This window comes from Gilliamella sp. M0364, assembly GCF_016100565.1.
Classification (GTDB): Bacteria; Pseudomonadota; Gammaproteobacteria; order Enterobacterales; family Orbaceae; genus Gilliamella; species Gilliamella apis.
In genome coordinates, this window is record NZ_JACFSF010000003.1 from 237,288 (window position 1) to 257,283 (window position 19,996).

Genomic DNA, 19,996 nt, shown 5'->3' on the forward strand with positions numbered 1-19,996 from the left:
GTAGTATCAACAAAAATAACTGGAATAAATCAGCATGACAGACTATAAAAATACATTGAATTTACCGGAAACTGGATTCCCTATGCGAGGCGATCTTGCTAAACGTGAACCAGCTATGTTGCAAAATTGGTATGATAAAGAACTTTATCGCAAAATCCGTCAAGTAAAAAAAGGCAAAAAATCTTTTATTTTGCATGATGGCCCTCCTTATGCAAACGGAAAACTTCATATCGGTCATGCCGTTAATAAAATAATTAAAGATATTATCATCAAATCTAAAGGTTTAAGTGGTTATGACTCCCCGTATATTCCAGGATGGGATTGTCATGGATTACCGATAGAACAAAAAGTTGAAGAGCAGGTTGGTAAACCAGGCGTAAAAGTAACACCAGCTGAATTTCGCCAAATTTGTCGTGATTATGCGGCTTCACAAGTTGAACTACAAAAAGCTGATTTTATTCGTATGGGTGTACTTGGCGATTGGCAAAATCCATATCGTACAATGAATTATGATACTGAGGCGAATATTATTCGGGCTTTAGGTAGAGTGATCGAAAATGGTCATTTAGTCAAAGGGGCTAAACCGGTTTATTGGTGTACCGACTGTATGTCAGCCTTAGCGGAAGCCGAAGTTGAATATTATGATAAATCATCACCGGCAATTGATGTCAAATTTAAAGCAACTGACAATCAAGCAGTAGCAAACAAATTCGGGATTAATACTGACTTAACTATTTATGCGGTTATCTGGACCACCACACCATGGACATTACCTGCTAGCCGAGGAATTGCGCTTAATGCAACGGTAGAATATCAATTAGTCCAAATCAATGATAAAGAGTGCTTAATTTTAGCTGCTGATTTAGTTGAATCAGTTATGAAACGTGCTGATATCACTGATTGGAAAATCTTAGGTTCTTGCCAAGGTGATGCGCTTGAATTATTACGTTTCAAACATCCGTTCCTCGATTTTGATGAGCCAATTGTACTTGGTGAACACGTTACTGTTGATGCGGGTACTGGTGCTGTTCATACCGCTCCAGGTCACGGTGCTGAAGACTTTATCGTTGGCCAAAAATATGGCCTTGAAGTCGCCAACCCAGTTGGAGGTAATGGTTGTTATTTACCAGGAACAGGCGCAGGTTTAGATGGTTTATTCGTTTTTAAAGCCAATAAAGTAGTCATTGAGCTATTAAAAGAACACAATGCACTATTACATTTTGAAAATATTGAACATAGTTACCCGTGCTGTTGGCGACATAAAACACCGGTAATTTATCGTGCAACACCACAATGGTTTATCAGCATGGATAAACAAGGTTTGCGTACTCAATCGCTAAAAGAGATTAAACAAGTTCGTTGGATCCCTGATTGGGGTCAAGCTCGAATTGAAACAATGGTGGCAAATCGTCCTGATTGGTGTATTTCACGTCAACGTACATGGGGCGTACCAATGACGTTATTTGTACACAAAGAGACTGAAGAGTTACATCCAGACACACTACAGTTAGTCGAAAAAGTCGCTAAATTAGTTGAGCAAAATGGTATTCAAGCATGGTGGGATGCCGATATTAAAGATCTATTAGGTCCCGATGCCGATGATTATCGCAAAGTACCAGACACGCTTGATGTATGGTTTGATTCAGGTTCAACATTCTACTCAGTTGTTGGCGTACGTCCTGAGTTTGAAGGACATGAAGCGGATATGTATTTAGAAGGTTCAGATCAACATCGTGGTTGGTTTATGTCTTCGTTAATGTTATCAACTGCAATTGATAACAAAGCACCATATAAACAAGTATTAACGCATGGCTTTGTGGTCGATGGACAAGGTCGTAAAATGTCTAAATCACTTGGTAATATTGTGACGCCACAAGAAGTAATGAACAAACTTGGGGCAGATATTTTACGTTTATGGATTGCCTCGACTGACTATTCAGGCGAAATGAGCTATTCAGATGAAATCATCAAACGTGCAGCTGATAGCTATCGTCGTATCCGTAATACTGCGCGTTTCTTATTGGCTAACTTAAATGGTTTTGATCCAGCTAAAGATATGGTTAAACCAGAAGATATGGTAGTACTTGATCGCTGGGCAGTCAGTGTGGCAAAAGAGGCTCAAGAACAGATCATTCAGGCTTATGAAAACTATGATTTCCACAAAGTTGTACAACGTATTATGCAATTTTGTTCAATTGAGATGGGGTCATTCTATTTAGATATTATCAAAGATCGACAATATACGGCGAAAAGCGATAGTATTGCGCGTCATAGCTGTCAAACGGCGTTATATCATATTGCGCAAGCAATGGTTCGTTGGATTGCACCTGTTTTATCATTTACTGCAGATGAAATTTGGCAATATCTACCAGCAACAGAAAAATCAGAATTTGTGTTTGAAGATGAATGGTACACATCACTATTTAGCCTGTCTGAGAGTGAAACACTAAATAGCGCTTACTGGGCACAAATTTTAACTATTCGTAGTGAAGTGAACAAAGTGTTAGAGCAAGGTCGTAATGATAAAGTTATTGGTGGATCGCTTGAAGCTGCTGTTACACTTTATGCCAATAGCGAAATTGCTACGGCACTTGCGAAATTAGAAAACGAATTACGTTTTGTATTACTAACATCACAAGCAAGTGTTAAACCTTTAGACAGTGCATCACAACAAGCAGTACAAAGTGATATTCAAGGTCTTAAAATTGAGCTTGCTAAAGCACAAGGCGATAAATGCCCTCGCTGCTGGCATTATACCGTTGATAACAATCCAACCACTCACTTATGTAAACGCTGTGAAGAAAATATTCATGGCAATGGTGAAGTAAGACATTTTGCTTAACCACTAACAGTTAGTGTTAGGTATAGAAAAGAGCTATAAAAATAATCTTATAGCAATTAACTAAGTACATTTACCGCCGACGATTGTCGGCGGTATTATAATAATGAGCATAGACTATATGAAAAAAGATAACGGACTTTACTGGTTATTATTGGCGGTAGTGGTTTTTGTTATAGATATCGCAAGTAAATTTTGGATTGTGAAGAATTTTTTCCTTTTTGAATCAGTAAATCTACTTCCCTTCTTCTCAATAACATATGTCCGCAATATTGGTGCCGCATTCAGTATATTTGAAGGCCAACGCTGGATACTGGCAGCAATTGCCTTTATTGTCAGCACAGTAATTGTTTATATGCTATATCGCAATAAGCATAAACAAAAATTAGAAAACTTCTCATTAGCATTAATTTTAGGCGGTGCGTTAGGCAACCTATTCGATCGCCTATATCATGGTTTTGTTGTTGATTTCTTAGATGTTAATTTTGGTGATTGGCATTACCCAACGTTTAATATTGCCGACTGTGCTATCTGTTTAGGTATTGGAGTCTTTATCCTAAGCAATTATGTAAAACCGAAAAAGACGGATTAACATGCAGATTATCCTTGCTAATCCACGTGGTTTTTGTGCTGGTGTAGATCGCGCGATAACCATCGTTGAACGAGCAATCGAACTGTTTGGCGCACCGGTTTATGTGCGCCATGAAGTTGTTCATAATCGCTATGTGGTTAATCGTCTTAAAGAGTTAGGCGCAATATTTATTGAAGAAATCAATGAAGTACCTGACGATAGTATCCTCATTTTTTCCGCTCATGGCGTATCTAAAGCGGTTCGAGATGAAGCTAAACGTCGTCAACTACGGATATTTGATGCAACATGTCCTTTAGTTACCAAAGTTCATATGGAAGTTGCTAGAGCAAGCTATCGAGGAGAAGAAGTTATTCTTATTGGTCACGCTGGCCATATTGAGGTCGATGGTACTATGGGGCAGTATAGCAATCCTGAAGGTGGTATTTATTTAGTCGAATCCATTGAAGATGTGCAGAACCTGCAAGTAAAAAACGACCAGCACCTCTGTTTTACAACCCAAACAACGTTATCCGTTGATGATACTGCTGAGATAATCTCAGCTTTAAAAAATCGCTTTCCGAATATTCGCAGCCCTCGTAAAAACGATATCTGCTATGCGACTACCAATCGGCAACAAGCGGTTAAACAGTTATCATCTCAAGCCGATGTGGTTTTAGTGGTTGGTTCGAAAAACTCGTCAAACTCAAACCGATTAGCTGAACTGGCAAGGCGAAACAGTAAACATGCTTATTTGATTGATTTCGCATCCGATATTAATCTTGAGTGGCTAGTTAATGCTCGAACTATCGGCGTAACAGCTGGAGCATCAGCACCAGATATTTTGGTCAAGCAAGTTATCGATCATCTAAAAAGTCTAGGTTGTACATCATTGGTTGAAACCGAAGGAATTTCAGAGAATATCACCTTTGAAATTCCAAAAGAATTACGCATAGAGATTAAATCGACTAACTAAGAAGAATGGGTTAGTTGCTTGAATTTTTCTAATAATTGCTCTTGGCTTTCGACACAATCCGGATCGGCAATAATCGCATTTTGAATCGGACAAACTCTCTGGCAAGTCGAATGATCATAATAACCAACACATTCAGTACATTTATTTGGATCAATTTCATAAGTATCAAACCCCATTGAAATAGCCTCATTTGGACACTCGGGTTCACACATATCACAATTAATACACTTTTCGGTTATTTTTAATGCCATTGCTATAATATCTTTAACCAGTAAAAAAATTGGCGTCATTATAACGCAATACCAAATAATTCCTAATATGGATCTATATTGCAATTACATGATTAGCAAAATTTTTGCAAAAAAATTTTGAGGAAAGGGGTTTTTAAAAATAGAATTTAGCGCTAACACCAATTAATTTTCATAAAACTTACAATTTATTATCTTTAGTTATCATTGCAAATTAAATTAATACGTTACAATGCTCAAAAAAATAACAAAAAAATAAAAGGATGAAAAGATTGGCAAAATTCTTAACATTTAAATCCATCGTTATTACGGTTATTGGTTTTGTTCTGCTATACATAGCAAAATTAATTTTGTTTCCAGCTGAACCGAACATTAATTATATAACGTCAACGGTCACTAAAGCGAATATTGAGAAAACGGTACTTGCTGATGGCACTATAAGTGCTTTCAAACAAGTTAGTGTTGGTGCACAAGTTTCTGGGCAAATTAAAAAATTGTATGTTGAGCTCGGAGATGAGGTTAAACAAGGTGATATGATTGCTGAGATTGATGATCTTAAGCAAAGCAATGATCTTAAACAATCCGAGGCATCTCTTAACAGCTTAGAAGCCCAACGAACCTCCAAGCAAGCAAAATTAGTCAATTATCAATTAACCTATGAACGTCAATTAAAGTTGGTTAAAAAAGGGGTTGGCGTCCAATCTGATTTAGATTCTGCCAAAGCAGATCTTGATGCAATTAAAGCCGATATTGCTGCCCTTGATGCAGATATTGTTAGTGCTCAAGTTGCAGTTGATACTGCAAAAGTCAATTTAGGCTACACTAAAATACGCGCACCAATTGATGGTGTTATTGTTGCTATTCCAGTTGATCAAGGACAAACCGTAAACTCGGTACAAAGTGCACCTACTATTGTTAAAGTTGCCCAACTGGACAAAATGACTATTGAAGCACAAATTTCAGAAGCTGATGTTATCGGTGTTAAAAAAGGAATGCCGGTTTATTTCACTATATTGGGACAACCAAACAAACGTTTTGATGGACTAACATTGCGGGCAATTGAACCAGCCCCTGACTCAATTAATACTGAAAGCTCAGCAAATTCAAGTACGTCATCGACCACCAAAAGTGCAATTTATTATAACGGCTTATTAGATGTCGATAATCCTGATCATATTTTACGTATTTCTATGACTGCTCAAGTTTATATTGTGCTAGCAGAAGCAAAAGATGTCCTTGCCATTCCATCTCAGGCTATCCAAAAAAATACTGGTAAAAATAAAGCGATTGTTTATGTTCTGAATAATCAAAATAGTATCGAAGAGCGAGAAGTTAATTTAGGGATTAATAATAATATTAATGTTGAAATCAAATCAGGTCTTAAAGAAGGAGAAGTTGTCGTTGTCAGTAGTGCAAACGGTGCAACATTTAATCTAAATAACAAAGGACCAAGGATAAGATTCTAAGATGACCAACAATAATACTCCATTAATAAAACTTGAGAATATTATTCGTGAATTTCCGGCTGGAGATTCTACGATACAAGTCCTAAAAAGCATCAACTTAACCATTAATGCCGGAGAAATGGTTGCCATTATAGGTGCCTCTGGTTCTGGTAAATCGACGTTAATGAATATTCTTGGTTGTCTTGATAAGCCAACCGAGGGAATTTATTCAATTGGGGGGCGAACGACGAGTCAATTATCGCCGGATGAATTAGCTGAATTACGCCGTGAACATTTTGGTTTTATCTTTCAACGTTATCATTTATTAAATGCCTTAACCGCACAAGGTAATGTGGAAATACCGGCAATTTATGCGGGAGTGACCAATGAACAACGGCAAAGTCGAGCCACCAATATTTTATCCCGTTTAGGCCTTGCCGATAAAATAAATAATAAACCCAATCAATTATCTGGTGGTCAGCAACAAAGAGTGAGTATTGGACGGGCATTAATCAATGGCGGACAAATTATATTAGCCGATGAACCAACAGGTGCACTTGATCGTAAAAGTGGTTTAGAAGTCATGGCTATTTTACGGGAGTTACATCAACAAGGGCACACTGTCATTATCGTTACTCATGACCCCAATATTGCCCAAAGTGCCGAAAGAATTATTGAAATTAGTGATGGCAATATTATTTCCGATTCAATTAATCCTAATTATTGCTCTGAACAAGCTAATAATCGACAAGTTAAGCAAATCGAAATAACCAAAACTCAAGATAATTTTTCAGCTAAATATTACCGTTTTCGCGATGCGTTTAAAATGGCAATATTATCTATGTTGTCACAACGATTACGAACTTTCTTGACTATGTTGGGTATTATCATTGGTATTGCTTCTGTCGTATCTATGGTTGCTTTAGGAGAAGGAACGAAGCAGAAAATACTTTCCAATATTAATTCATTAGGTACCAGTACTTTAGAAATTTACGCCGGTAGTGGTTTTGGTGATCGTAATGCCGATAAAATTACCACACTCAGATCATCGGATGCTGATTTTCTAGCGCAACAAAGTTTTGTTCATAGCACCACTCCAAATCTTTCTACTAGCGTCTATTTCCGTATTGATAATTTAGCGGTTACTGGAACAGTTAATGGTGTCGGCGAGCAATTTTTTGCTGTACGTGGCTATACAATCAGTAAAGGTATTGCTTTCGATCAAACAGCGGTAAGCACTTCTGCACAAGAGGCGGTAATTGATGAAAATACCGTTAAAAGATTATTTAGCGATCAAGATCCAATAGGTAAAATTCTCATGGTTGGCCAATTACCAGTTAGAATCATTGGGGTTGCGACCAAACAACAACAAGGATTTGGTAATAATGAAAGCCTTAATATATGGTTACCTTACACGACGGTAATTAATCGTATGGTTGGACAAACATCATTAAAAAGTATTACTGTTCGAATATATGATAATGTAGATTTAAATGTTGCCGAGCAAGCGATTAATAAAATTATGTTGCAGCGTCATGGTAGTAAAGATTTCTTTATCTTTAATTCAGACAGTGTAAGAGAAACCGTTAATTCTTCTGCTTGGGTATTAACTTTGCTAATCTCAACTATCGCATTAATTTCTTTGATTGTTGGTGGTATTGGAGTAATGAATATTATGCTGGTATCTGTAACCGAAAGAACTCGGGAAATTGGTGTCCGTATGGCAGTTGGGGCACGTTCTAGTGATATTTTGCAACAATTCCTAATTGAAGCTGTGTTAGTGTGTTTAATTGGTGGTACCTTAGGTATCGTTCTATCATTTATTATCGGTTTTGTTTTTAATTATTTAGTGACCTCATTTGCCATGAGTTTTTCTATCATTTCGATTATCGCAGCGTTTAGTTGCTCAACCATGATAGGTATTATTTTTGGCTATGTTCCGGCAAAACGAGCTGCAAAACTTGATCCAATTTATGCTTTAGAAAGAGAATAGAAACTTTTTGCTAAAATAAAATCCCTTTGTCGTAATACCAACAAAGGGATTTTGATATTTTTAGAAAACCGTAAAAACATTAAGTGATAATTATTTGGCTTGCTCTTGACTTTCAGCCTTATCTTTTTCTACGTCTACATTCGGATCTAAATCAACTAAATAAGCAGTTACTCTTACATAGTCTTTGATATAATCAGTACTATTACTGGCATTAAGACCACGTGAGTTGACAAAAAACTTGCGATTAACCACTACCATTGGAATTGATTCTGGGCTTAATTGTTTAATTGAATCAGTTTGTTGTGCCATAAAAGCTTTAACTAAAAAACTTTTTTGGGTTTTCTCAAACTTTTCAGCATCAACACCTAAACTGGCAAAAACAGCTTTAATATCATCGACAGTTTTTATACTACGATCGGTTTGCACTGCTTTATATAGCGCATCAGAGGCTTTATCTTCAATACCTAAAACATTAGCAATAGCCCATGCCTCAGCAAGCTCTTTAGCTAAAGGACCAAAGTTTTCCAAATGGTAACGTCTAAATTTTGCATCTTTAGGCAAAGCCTTAGCAATCATTTCTGGCGTATGATATTCACTTTCAAACTTGAAACAGCTAGGGCAATTGAATGAAAAGAATTCAACAACTTCTTTATCCGGAGATGGCTGAAATGGCAAAACACCATATTGTTTGCCACTTTCAATCGGTGCTGGCTGTGTAGCAGCACTTGCCGTAGCTGGCTGAGTATCATTTTTACTAGTTGCTGGTGCTTCATCAGCAAAACTGGTCATAGAGGTTAGTAATACTCCAATTGCAATAAGCGTTTTTTTCATTTAATTGATTCTCCTTATTCTTCAATAATTCCGCGTGCCTTTAATAATGCGGTTTTAAAATCATCTTCATAATCTTTTTTTAATCCAGGTATAGCTTCGTTTTTATCTGAATTACGCATTTTTAAATGATAAATTAAAACTTCATCACTGAGATCTTTAAGATCACCATCAAAACCAGCTTCCTTTCCTAATTTATCTAAAAGTTGCAATAAATTAAGATCTGAATCGTTTTCCCAAGCTGGTTGTAATAATTCTATTAACTCATCAATACGATGACATTTCATAATAAATACCTTATTTAATATTCAACTAAGTTGAAGACGATGATATAAACCTTTATGTTAATCTTCTTCGTTACTATCTATATATTAAAAAGTATCTATTATATACTCGACTTTAAATTTAAATAGTGCATTTACAAAGATTCATAACCTAGTGATATATGTTATTTGCGACTAAAAAATAACTTTGCTATATAGTAATGCTATTTTGTTTTTTAGCAATGTAAAAGAGAAAGAATTTATGGAAAAACCGCCAATTACTGGCATTATTTTAGCTGGTGGCCAAAGTAACCGCATGAATGGTAAGGATAAAGGCTTGATGTTATTAGCCGGTAAACCGCTTTACCAATATGTTATTGATCGAATTAAGCCACAAGTCGATTTGTTAATGATTAATTGTAACCGTCATGTTGAGCAATATCGTTCGCTAGGTTATCCGGTATTTTGTGATGATTTGCAGGGATTCTTAGGACCTCTTTCCGGAATTTATAGTGGCTTATTACGCAGTCCCACTACTTGGAATTTATTTGTCAGTTGTGATACCCCTTTTTTACCCAATGATCTCATCACTCGTTTAGCAAAACTCACTACAACCCATCAAGCTATCTATCCTTTTGATGGCAAAAATGACCACCCAACCATTTTATTAATCAATAAATCCATCGCCCCTCAATTAAAAAAGTATTTAGAAGAAGGTGATCGCAAACTGATGTTATTTTTACAGCAAATTAATGCCGTTGCCGTAGATTTTAGTGACAAACCAGCTAGTTTTACCAATATTAATACCATTGAAATTCTCGAAAGTGCCAGTTTTGCAATTAAAGCCAATACTTAAGCCTTAAAAAACCATCTAAAGTAGTAATAAATCGATGATTTTGAGAATTAAAAACCCTGTTCCTCAACTTTTTTATATTACTGTTTAGTTTTTTTAGATTAGATCATTGCAAAACTAAGCAGATGTAATTGGGATTTTCAGTGATTTTATGCTTCAAAAACCCCATTCCTCAATTATTTAGCTCATAAATAAATTGATAAATAAAAACGCGCCATTATTTGTTAAGCAATTTCTTTAGCTGTTTAGCAAAGTTTTCTATTTCAACTTCTTGAGTTGACCATGAGGTACAAAAACGTAAGCAAATATGTTCTGGATCACTTTGCCCTAAATTATCCACCGCATAAACAGAAAGAATTTTTTGCGCTAATTGATTAGGTAACTGAACAAATAGTTGGTTAGTTTGTGGTTTAGCAGCAAAAGTAAATCCAGCTTTTTCAAATAGGGTTGTGAGTTTTTCAGCCATACTATTACTATGTTTACCTAAGGAAAGATAGAGGTTATTTTGCATCAATGCTTTAAATTGTACGGCTATAATCCAACTTTTCGCTAAAATTGCCCCTTTCTGTTTCATATTAAAGCGGAAGTCATGATTAATGTTATGATTATTAAATACTAACGCTTCACCGGCAAAAGCACCAACTTTGGTACCACCAATATAAAATGCATCGGTATATTGGGCTAAGTCAGGAAAAGTAATGTCATTATCTTTAGCAGCCAATGCCATTGCTAAACGCGCACCATCTAAATAAAGGTAAAGATGATTTTTTTGACAAAATTGATACAGATTTTGTAACTCTTGCTTGCTATATATAGTCCCTAATTCGGTAGTATTAGAAATATACACCAGTTTTGGTTGTACCATATGTTCATCACAATGATAATCTAACACTGGTTTGATTAATTCTGGCGTTAATTTTCCATCTTTGGTTTTAACCGTCACCACTTTATGCCCGGTTGCCTCAATTGCGCCAGTTTCATGCACATTGATATGCCCTGTTTCAGCAGCGATCACCGCTTGATAAGGTTTTAAAATATGCGAAATTACCGTCAAATTGGTCATGGTTCCACCGGCCATAAAATGGATATCAGCATTCGGTGATTTTAATATTTCTCTTATGTGATTGATGGCATCATTACAACAATCATCTAAACCATAACCACTCAACTTTTTATTATTAATATCGATAAATTCTTTTAATAAATCAGGGTGCACTGTTTGATTATAATCATTTAAAAAATCATACATACCATTGCCTTTAATCTTGTATAAAATAATGTAATATCTACTTTTAAATATAACATGTTAGTGGCAAGAGTCTATGAATAGTAAAAAAATTATTGGCATATCTGGATATAGTGGGTGTGGTAAAACCACATTGCTAAAAAAGATTATTCAGTTAATGGTTTCACAAAATATTAAGGTAGGTTCATTAAAACATGCCCATCATGATATTGAATTAGATATCCCAGGTAAAGATAGCTATGAGCTACGCAAAGCTGGGGCGCAGCAAACGATTATTGCTTGTGATAAACGTTATGCATTGATTGAGGAAACACCCAATAACCCCGTTGACTTAAAAACACTTATTAACCATTTTAGCGATGTTGATATCATATTAGTTGAAGGATTCAAAGATGAGCAAATTCCCAAAATCATGTGCCATCGTAATACAATCGCAAAACCACTATTTATTGATGATTTTACCATCGCCGTTGCCAGTGATGAGCAATTAAATACATCTGTACCTGTATTAGATATTAATGAGCCAGAACAAATAGTTAACTTTATAAATAATTATTTATTTAACGGTTAATATAACCTATCTTACTTGACGACTTTTGTATTAGAATACTGTTTACTCAACCATTTTTAATTAGTGATATCTGGACTAATATGAAACTCACATTAAGGAAAACGTTAAGCATAATAACAAAAATCGTGATTGGATTTATACTAGTTTCGGTTTTTATTATTTTATTAATGCGCTGGGTTAATCCGTTTGGTTCGATGTTAATGGTTGAAAGAAAAATCGCTCACTGGAATATCAGCCAACAGCGAACTTGGAAAGATTGGGATCAGATTTCTGATAATATTAAGATTGCAGTTATTGCCGCCGAAGATCAAAATTTTGCCGATCATTGGGGCTTTGATTTTAAAGCCATTAATCGGGCACTAATTTATAATCAAAAAAATAGAAAAATCCGTGGTGCTAGTACCATAACGCAGCAAGTAGCAAAAAATATTTTTCTATGGTCATCGCGAAGTTGGATCCGTAAAGGTATTGAATCATGGTTTACCGTTTGGATTGAGCTTATCTGGTCAAAACAACGTACACTCGAAATTTATTTAAATAGTGTGGAATGGGGTGAAGGTATTTTTGGTATTGAAGCTGCTTCTCGACACTATTTTAACGTCAGTGCTAGTCAATTAACACCGTATCAAGCTAGTTTATTAGCGGCTACACTACCAAATCCAAGAAAATGGAGTCCGGCCAATCCTGATGATAAGATACAAAAAAAGGCCGAATGGATCCGCGGGCAAATGAATAATTTAGGTGGCAAAAATTATCTAAAACAGCTTAACTAATATATTTCCTTACATAAAATTTTTAATATATTCAGGAACTACTTGACTGGCAGGACCATAAATTTTAGTCTTAAATAAGTTTTCACCTAAACTAGGCTCTAAGTTAAGTTCTACCGTTTTAACGCCAAATTGATTAGCCATTTGCACAAAACCAGCGGCTGGATAAACATTTCCTGAAGTACCAATTGAAATAAAATAATCAGCTTTCGACAGCGCATCATAGATTTCATCCATTTGTAGTGGCATTTCACCAAACCAAACAATGTGTGGACGAATTAAGTGGTTATCTTGATAAATTACATCATCATAACAAGCAAAAACTTGCCCGGTTTTTTCATTACGCACTTTTAATAATTCGCCATGCATGTGGATGATATTTTTGGAACCGGCTTTTTCATGAAGGTTATCCACATTTTGTGTAACAATTAGTACATTATCCGCGCCTAATTTCTGTTCTAATTGTGCTAAGGCAAAATGAGCCGCATTGGGTTTCACCTCAGGATTTTGTAACTTACTACGTAACATATTATAAAAACTATGTACGGCAATCGGATCACGCAAATAACCTTCGTAAGTAGCAACATCATCTACATTATGACCTTCCCATAATCCATTTTGAGCACGGAATGTTGATAATCCTGATTCAGCAGAGATACCTGCACCAGTTAAAATGACTATTTTCGGTATTTGCAACATATTTATTGGCCTTTTATTAATAAGTTGAATTATCTACTGTCGTTAAACACGATTATTGACTATATTCTGTCGTAAATATATGTAACGCTGGCTTAGTTAATTTTTGATATTGACTGTAAGCTGTTGCTACTTTAAGCCTTATTACATCTTTTGCTTCACCATCCAACCAACTACTAATCATAGCATGAATACTATAAGCTTCAGGAGCCATACGGTGCAAAGTTAAAATAAGAGGAGTAATACCTAATCGAGATAATGGCGGAGTAAAATATTTCTGACTTTTACAAGCAAATACGGCTGCATAGCGTGATTTTTGTTTTTCTTGTTCTGCTTTTGACAAGGTATACCAACGCCAACTATCGGGTAAATAATTACGCCATGACCACTCCATTAATGCATCATGACCAACATAAACCACTAAATTGGCTTTAGCTCCAGCCTCAATTTTGGTTTTATTGATTAAAAATGATGCTGACTGTTTTCCTGCTGAGTAACTAATAAAATCATCTACTGTATCATTGATATATTTACCATCATATGCCTGAGCAATAAGGTAGACATCCTTGTTTTGATGTTTATAAATTATCTCCTCTAATATCTTGCCATTATTAGGTTTATTAACTTGAATAACTTGCCACTCTTTTTGTTTAGCAAAATACGTTTTAAAACCAAAAGCAGCACCCCAATAAAGATTATTGCTAGGATCTTGGCCATTACCAATTGCTGCGGGTACTGGAGCGATAGCCTGATATTTATTATCACATAATGCCACCAGCACATGGATCACTTTGGGTTCAGCCAAACATGAAAATGATAACATTAGCAATCCAAATGAGAGAAATGCAAAATACTTTTTATATTTTTTCATTGATAGTGATCATCCATTTATCAACCAACGGCTACAATGCGTTTTTTATAACTTATTCACAACAATATTTTGATAGTTAATGATATTTTATTCTAATTCACTATCTTTACATACTAATAATTATAATTAATAATCAATTATTACTAGTAACGAGACAATATTATGGAGTATTAGAAATGAAAACAATTGGATTAATTGGTGGCATGAGTTGGGAAAGTACCGTTACTTATTATCAAGTAATTAATCAATTTATTGGCAAATCCCTTGGTGGATTACATTCAGCTAAAACTCTGTTATATAGTGTCGATTTTCAAGAAATAGAAAGCTGCCAAGCAAATAATGAATGGGATAAAAGCGCAATTATTTTAACTGATGCAGCTAAAAGATTAGAATTAGCCGGTGCTGACTTTGTTATTATTTGTACTAATACGATGCATAAGGTTGCAGACCAAATTCAAAAAGCAATTACAATTCCTATCATTCATATTGCTGACGTGACCGCCAAACATTTGATTAAAGATAAAATAAAATCAGTTGCATTACTTGGTACCAAATACACCATGGAGCAAGACTTTTACAAATCAAAACTAATTGAAAAAGGTTTAAATATTTTAATTCCTGATGAACAAGATAGAATCATCATCAACGATATTATTTATGATGAACTTTGTTTTGGGCAAATTAAACCAGAATCTAAGCAAGCTTATCTCAATATTATAGATAAACTCGTTAAGCAAGGCGCTGAAGGGGTAATTTTAGGCTGTACTGAAATTGGTTTATTAATATCCCAACAAGATTACGCCATTCCTTTCTTTGATACAGCCCTATTACATGCTCAAGAAGCTGCATGGTTAGCGATTCATTGATCGCAAAGCAGTATAGGCAGAATTACACTCTCTCTTAGTTGATTCGGGATTTTTTTCTATCAATTGTTTGAAATGATTTATAGTATTTTCCAATGATTCTTCAGGATCAGCTGGGAGTTTAGATGATAATTGTAATTCGTGAACTAATTTTAGATAGCGATCACATTCAATAACACCAGTATCAATGGATACATCAGAAGGTGTATTTTTAGCATTATCATTACAAGCAACTAAACTAACAGCAATTAGACTAAGTAAAATAACTCTCAGCAAATCATTTAACATTTTTATCCCTCTTATAAAAGCTAACTTCTTGGTGATTATCTATTTAATCTTAAATTATAGTGTATAAAAAGAGTTTAAATATAACTATTTTATTCAATTAGTTATTTTAATTCTTAACTTATCTATAAACTAATTTAAATTCAGCATATAAAAAAGCCCCACTTTAACTAAAGTAGGGCTTATATGTTATTAATAAAAGCAATTATGCTTCAATCGCTACACGTAATTTTTTCATGGCATTTTTTTCAAGTTGACGAATACGTTCAGCAGAAACGCTATATTTATCGGCCAACACTTGCAATGTTGATTTACTGTCATCGGCATCTAACCACCGTGCTTTGATAATATCTTGGCTACGTTCGTCTAATTGAGACAAGGCATCATGTAACTTGTCAGTTGCCTCATTTTCCCAATTATCGTTTTCGATTGATTTTGAAAAATCAGAATTACCATCTTCTAAATAAAGCGCTGGTGCGACAATTGAATTATCATCGTCATCATTATCAATATCAAATGACATATCTTGCGCTGACATACGTGATTCCATCTCTAAGACGTCTTTACGACTTACACCTAGTTCATCAGCAACCATATCGACTTCAGCGCTATTAAACCAACCTAAACGTTGTTTATTCTTTCTTAAATTAAAGAATAATTTTCTTTGTGCTTTGGTTGTAGCAACTTTAACAATACGCCAATTTTTTAGTACATATTCATGAATTTCAGCTTTTATCCAATGTACTGCAAATGATACTAAACGTACACCCATTTCAGGATTGAAACGACGTACGGCTTTCATTAAACCAATATTTCCTTCTTGAATCAAATCGGCTTGTGGTAGACCATAACCAGAATAACCACGCGCAATATGCGCAACAAAACGCAAATGAGACAAAATCAATTGTCTTGCTGCATCCACATCATCATGATAATAAAGGCGTTCACCTAAAGACTTCTCTTCCTCTGCAGTTAGCATCGGATAAGTATTTATCATACGAAGATATGATTCAATATTTCCTTGTGGGATTAAAGCACCTGCTTGCATTTTTAAATCAGTACTCATTTAATTCCCCCTTAAATTAAACTAATTTTGCTACATTTTACATTAGTAACAATTTAAAATCTTTCTATAAACTTAGACCACCAAAATGTGATTTAGTTCACATTTTTATCATTATATTTGCAGTAAAGCTGCTTATAAAAATCGTAAATAATTAATCTACAATTATGAAGCTATTACCGTTTTATTCAAATACTTTTTAGTAGCAATAAATGCTGAAAACCAGCCAATAATCATCGAAAATAAAACAATTAACAAACTTTCTTCCCATGAAAGTCCATTTATATTAATAATTGTTCCAAAAACATCTGATACATGCAACATGGTTGAATCTATTTGAAGAATAAATACTTTCGATAGAATCAATGCCAAAATCGCACTAATCAATCCAGTAAAAATACCATTATATAAAAATGGTCGTAAAATAAAGCCTTCAGTCGCACCAATCAATTGCATAACAATAATTGTTTGCCTACGGGCAAATATATTTAACCGAATACTATTACCAATAACCAATGATACGGCAATAACCATAAAAATTGAGATTGTCCACACTATCGATTTTACCATATTGGTCAATGCGGTTAATCGAGTAAACCAGCTATCATCAAGTTGCACATCATCAACACCCGCTATTGTTTTTAACTGTGTTTGCAGATCATGTAATTTATCGGTAGATTTGGCTTCTTCTATTGGAAAAACAATAGCAACAGCTGGTAATGGATTTTCATCGAGTAGGTCAAGAGCATCATCAAATCCAGACCAAGTTTTAAACTCTTCTCGTGTATCTTCACGAGAAAGATAAGTCACATTTTCAACTTCAGCAATAGTCTTAAATTTATCAATTAAATCATTAGTTTGTTCCGAATCTAAAGTTTTATTAATATAAACTGTTAAATTGGGCGTCGGATACCACTGTTCCGCCGCTTGATTGGCGTTTTTCAATAATAAATAGCCTATCGTCGGCAAAGTAATTGATATAGCAATAACCAAAATTGTCAGCAAAGAAGCAAATATATTTTGATAAAAATAGTTAAACACATTATGCCATGCGTAGCTGATCTGCCTTTGCCAGCGGCCCAAAAAGCTATTATTGTTGGTTTTGTTTTTTTGTTTAGATGGTTTAACCTTCGCATTTATCATCAACTTTTAACCTCTAAACGTCCTTGATTCAAATTTAGTATTCGATGATGTTTTCGACGTATCAACCCCATGTTATGGGTTGCCATTAACACAGTTACACCGGCTTGATTAAACTCTTCAAATAATTTCAAAATATCTTTTGAAAGTTTGTCATCTAAATTACCAGTTGGTTCATCAGCAAGTAAAACCGTAGGTCGATTGACGATTGCTCGAGCTATCCCCACTCGTTGCTGTTCACCGCCAGATAGCTGTATTGGGTAAAATTTCATTTTATCAATCAAACCAACTTTATCTAATGCCGCAGAAACTCGTCTTTTAATTTCTTCAACAGGTTTACCTAAGATAATTAATGGAAAAGCAACATTATCATAAACAGTATGATCGAGTAATAGTTGATGATCTTGGAAAATCATACCAATGGTACGGCGCAGAAAAGGCATTTGATTTTTTTTCAAACTGGAAACATCAACACCATTCAGTAATACCTTGCCGTCATTAGCTTTTTCTAATCCACAAATCAAACGCATTAATGTACTTTTACCCGCGCCGGAGTGACCGGTTAAAAAGGCCATTTCTCCTTGCGCTAAAGTAAATGTTATATTTTGTAAAGCTGGTTTACCACCCGAATAAACTTTACTAACGCGTTGAAATTGGATCATGATTTATCTCTATTCTTCCGTTTCGTCAAATAGGGCATTAATAAAATCATCAGCAACAAAAGGTCTTAAATCTTCAATTTTTTCACCTACGCCAATATAGCGGATTGGAATATTAAATTGATCAGCTATGCTAAATATAATGCCACCTTTTGCGGTACCATCTAACTTGGTTAATGTCATCCCTGTTACGCCAACCGCTTCATTAAACAGCTTTGTTTGGCTAATTGCATTTTGTCCTGTCCCAGCATCTATAGTTAACATAATTTCATGCGGTGCTGTTTCATCTTGCTTTTTAATTACTCTGACTATTTTTTTCAATTCGTCCATTAAATGAGATTTATTTTGTAAACGGCCAGCAGTATCGGCAATTAAAACATCGATATTTTTTGCTTTTGCAGCCTGAATAGCATCGAAGATTACCGATGCTGAGTCAGCATTAATATGCTGAGCAATGACAGGGATGTTATTACGTTCACCCCAGACTTGCAATTGTTCAACCGCGGCAGCACGAAAGGTATCGCCAGCGGCAAGCATCACTGATTTGCCTTGTTGTTGAAATTGACGGGCTAATTTACCAATGGTTGTCGTTTTCCCAACACCATTGACACCAACCATTAAGATAACAAAAGGTTTATGACTTTCTATATTAAGTGGTTGCTGAGCACCATCTAAAATAGATTTCATTTCATTTTTTAATAGATCATGTAATGCATCCGCATCTTTTAATTCTTTTCTTGACGCTTGTTGTGTTAACGAGCTAATCAATCTTTGTGTGGTATCGAAACCGACATCAGCAATGATCAACTGTTCTTCTAATTCTTCAAACAACTCATCATCGATCTTTTTGCCTTTAAATAAGCTTAGAAAACCAGATCCAATATTTTGTTTAGTTTTAAAAAGACCTTTCTTTAAACGAGTAAAAAAACCTTCTTTCTTTTGTTCAACCATAAATAATCTATCCTACGATCAATATTAATGATCATTTTATCTTATTTTACAATAAAGCCCAAAGGATTCGATCAAAGAGAATCATATAATTGATCCTTTTGATCTTTCAAAAAATATAATTCTTTAGAATTGTCTGTTAAATGTGGTTAGCGGAGATAAAGATCACCAGTAGCAACCGATCGCCATTCGCCTAAAGGTAACTGATGAGTGAATAAATTATATTTGCCAATCTGAACACGAATTAAGCGTAAACAAGGGAATCCAACCGCAGCACACATTCTTCTAACCTGTCGATTTTTTCCTTCTGTTATGGTAATACTTATCCATGAAGTAGGAATAGTTTTGCGTTCTCTAATAGGGGGTATTCGTTGCCATAAATTAGTCGGCTCTGCAAGTGATGTCACGATTGCTGGAGCAGTATAAAACTCTTTCAATTGCACACCACTAGTTAATTTATCTATGGCTTGTCGATTTATTAATCCTTCTACCTGCACCCAATAAGTTTTAGGTAATTTAAATTTTGGTGAGCTAATTTTTGCTTGTAGCTTACCGTCATTAGTAAGCAGCAATAAACCTTCACTATCGGTGTCTAAACGACCAGCAGGGTAAAAACCAGGTAAAGCTATATAATCTTTTAATGTTTGATATTTTTCATGTGCAGAAAATTGTGTCACAACATTAAACGGTTTATTAAAAGCGATTAATGAACTCATCTCACCCTCAGAAGAATTTTTAACTATTCTTAGAATGCAAAAAAGCCCAGCATTGCTGCTGGGCTCGTATATTTAAAAGTCTGGCGGCACCCTACTCTCACATGGGTAATACCCACACTACCATCGGCACTACGGCGTTTCACTTCTGAGTTCGG

At 35.1% G+C, this 19,996-nt stretch carries 20 protein-coding genes and 1 pseudogene; 9 read left to right on the top strand and 12 right to left on the bottom strand.

The annotated features are described in order from the left end of the window. Positions 1-34: 34 nt before the first annotated feature. The 3 genes from ileS (at position 35) to ispH (ending at position 4,383) form a co-directional block, all read left to right on the top strand. Positions 35-2,842 carry an isoleucine--tRNA ligase gene (gene ileS / locus H3U96_RS06550; protein WP_198195988.1) on the top strand — a complete coding sequence of 936 codons (2,808 nt, stop codon included), beginning with the start codon at positions 35-37 and terminating at the stop codon, positions 2,840-2,842. 118 nt (positions 2,843-2,960) lie between these two features. After that, positions 2,961-3,431 carry a signal peptidase II gene (lspA, locus tag H3U96_RS06555; protein ID WP_198195990.1) on the top strand — a complete coding sequence of 157 codons (471 nt, stop codon included), beginning with the start codon at positions 2,961-2,963 and terminating at the stop codon, positions 3,429-3,431. A 1-nt stretch (position 3,432) separates the two neighbouring features. Further along, complete coding sequence (ispH, locus tag H3U96_RS06560) at positions 3,433-4,383, top strand: 4-hydroxy-3-methylbut-2-enyl diphosphate reductase (RefSeq protein ID WP_086362070.1); 951 nt, start codon at positions 3,433-3,435, stop codon at positions 4,381-4,383. Here ispH and H3U96_RS06565 read toward each other — a convergent pair. Next, positions 4,380-4,634, bottom strand: coding sequence for a YfhL family 4Fe-4S dicluster ferredoxin (locus H3U96_RS06565; RefSeq protein ID WP_065614797.1), 255 nt, complete (start codon positions 4,632-4,634; stop codon positions 4,380-4,382). The two genes, ispH and H3U96_RS06565, sit on opposite strands and share 4 nt — an antisense overlap. Positions 4,635-4,903: 269 nt before the next feature. On the opposite strand from H3U96_RS06565, the gene H3U96_RS06570 reads away from it, so the two are divergent. Together H3U96_RS06570 and H3U96_RS06575 are read left to right on the top strand one after the other, a co-directional pair. Continuing rightward, on the top strand, positions 4,904-6,097 hold the full coding sequence (locus H3U96_RS06570; protein WP_198195992.1) for an efflux RND transporter periplasmic adaptor subunit: 1,194 nt from the start codon (positions 4,904-4,906) through the stop codon (positions 6,095-6,097). 1 nt (position 6,098) lies between these two features. Then, complete coding sequence (locus H3U96_RS06575; RefSeq protein WP_198195994.1) at positions 6,099-8,069, top strand: MacB family efflux pump subunit; 1,971 nt, start codon at positions 6,099-6,101, stop codon at positions 8,067-8,069. Between the two features lie 90 nt (positions 8,070-8,159). On the opposite strand, the gene H3U96_RS06580 is transcribed toward H3U96_RS06575, so the two are convergent. Together H3U96_RS06580 and H3U96_RS06585 are read right to left on the bottom strand one after the other, a co-directional pair. Beyond that, positions 8,160-8,900, bottom strand: coding sequence for a DsbA family protein (locus H3U96_RS06580; protein WP_086360958.1), 741 nt, complete (start codon positions 8,898-8,900; stop codon positions 8,160-8,162). Between the two features lie 14 nt (positions 8,901-8,914). Continuing rightward, entirely contained in the window at positions 8,915-9,184 is a 270-nt protein-coding gene (locus tag H3U96_RS06585; RefSeq protein ID WP_065577951.1) for a YihD family protein, read from the bottom strand. A gap of 238 nt (positions 9,185-9,422) precedes the next feature. Here H3U96_RS06585 and mobA point away from each other — a divergent pair, with 238 nt between their 5' ends. Then, positions 9,423-10,016, top strand: coding sequence for a molybdenum cofactor guanylyltransferase MobA (gene mobA, locus H3U96_RS06590; protein WP_086360960.1), 594 nt, complete (start codon positions 9,423-9,425; stop codon positions 10,014-10,016). A gap of 214 nt (positions 10,017-10,230) precedes the next feature. On the opposite strand, the gene H3U96_RS06595 is transcribed toward mobA, so the two are convergent. Beyond that, positions 10,231-11,262 (bottom strand): low specificity L-threonine aldolase, encoded by a 1,032-nt coding sequence (locus tag H3U96_RS06595; protein WP_086360961.1) that lies wholly within the window; start codon positions 11,260-11,262, stop codon positions 10,231-10,233. Between the two features lie 73 nt (positions 11,263-11,335). On the opposite strand from H3U96_RS06595, the gene mobB reads away from it, so the two are divergent. Both mobB and mtgA read left to right on the top strand, forming a co-directional pair. After that, positions 11,336-11,830: a molybdopterin-guanine dinucleotide biosynthesis protein B gene (gene mobB, locus H3U96_RS06600; protein WP_065577954.1), complete on the top strand. Its 495-nt coding sequence runs from the start codon at positions 11,336-11,338 to the stop codon at positions 11,828-11,830. Positions 11,831-11,910: 80 nt separating this feature from the next. Next, positions 11,911-12,603, top strand: coding sequence for a monofunctional biosynthetic peptidoglycan transglycosylase (mtgA, locus tag H3U96_RS06605; protein ID WP_086360962.1), 693 nt, complete (start codon positions 11,911-11,913; stop codon positions 12,601-12,603). A 9-nt stretch (positions 12,604-12,612) separates the two neighbouring features. Here the strand turns inward: mtgA and cobB are convergent, their stop codons facing one another. Together cobB and H3U96_RS06615 are read right to left on the bottom strand one after the other, a co-directional pair. Continuing rightward, positions 12,613-13,299 carry a Sir2 family NAD+-dependent deacetylase gene (gene cobB / locus H3U96_RS06610; RefSeq protein ID WP_086360963.1) on the bottom strand — a complete coding sequence of 229 codons (687 nt, stop codon included), beginning with the start codon at positions 13,297-13,299 and terminating at the stop codon, positions 12,613-12,615. 52 nt (positions 13,300-13,351) lie between these two features. Continuing rightward, entirely contained in the window at positions 13,352-14,119 is a 768-nt protein-coding gene (locus H3U96_RS06615; protein WP_081300059.1) for a hypothetical protein, read from the bottom strand. Between the two features lie 224 nt (positions 14,120-14,343). Here H3U96_RS06615 and H3U96_RS06620 point away from each other — a divergent pair, with 224 nt between their 5' ends. Beyond that, entirely contained in the window at positions 14,344-15,033 is a 690-nt protein-coding gene (locus H3U96_RS06620) for an aspartate/glutamate racemase family protein (protein WP_086360964.1), read from the top strand. On the opposite strand, the gene H3U96_RS06625 is transcribed toward H3U96_RS06620, so the two are convergent. From H3U96_RS06625 to H3U96_RS06650, 6 genes and pseudogenes are all read right to left on the bottom strand, one after another. Continuing rightward, positions 15,019-15,318, bottom strand: a complete 300-nt coding sequence (locus H3U96_RS06625; protein WP_086360965.1) for a hypothetical protein — start codon at positions 15,316-15,318, stop codon at positions 15,019-15,021. The two genes, H3U96_RS06620 and H3U96_RS06625, sit on opposite strands and share 15 nt — an antisense overlap. Before the next feature lie 202 nt (positions 15,319-15,520). Beyond that, the gene (gene rpoH, locus H3U96_RS06630; RefSeq protein WP_065577959.1) at positions 15,521-16,381 is read right to left on the bottom strand and encodes an RNA polymerase sigma factor RpoH; all 861 of its coding nucleotides are present in this window, start codon (positions 16,379-16,381) and stop codon (positions 15,521-15,523) included. 162 nt (positions 16,382-16,543) lie between these two features. Beyond that, entirely contained in the window at positions 16,544-17,521 is a 978-nt protein-coding gene (gene ftsX, locus H3U96_RS06635) for a permease-like cell division protein FtsX (RefSeq protein ID WP_198192241.1), read from the bottom strand. Beyond that, complete coding sequence (ftsE, locus tag H3U96_RS06640) at positions 17,521-18,180, bottom strand: cell division ATP-binding protein FtsE (protein WP_065577961.1); 660 nt, start codon at positions 18,178-18,180, stop codon at positions 17,521-17,523. Before ftsE ends, ftsX begins: the two co-directional genes overlap by 1 nt. A 9-nt stretch (positions 18,181-18,189) precedes the next feature. Beyond that, a pseudogene (ftsY, locus tag H3U96_RS06645) lies at positions 18,190-19,113 on the bottom strand (signal recognition particle-docking protein FtsY); the annotation flags it as partial. Positions 19,114-19,274: 161 nt separating this feature from the next. After that, a complete protein-coding gene (locus H3U96_RS06650; protein ID WP_065577962.1) occupies positions 19,275-19,841 on the bottom strand; it encodes a pseudouridine synthase in 567 nt (188 codons plus the stop codon). Positions 19,842-19,996 lie beyond the last annotated feature (155 nt).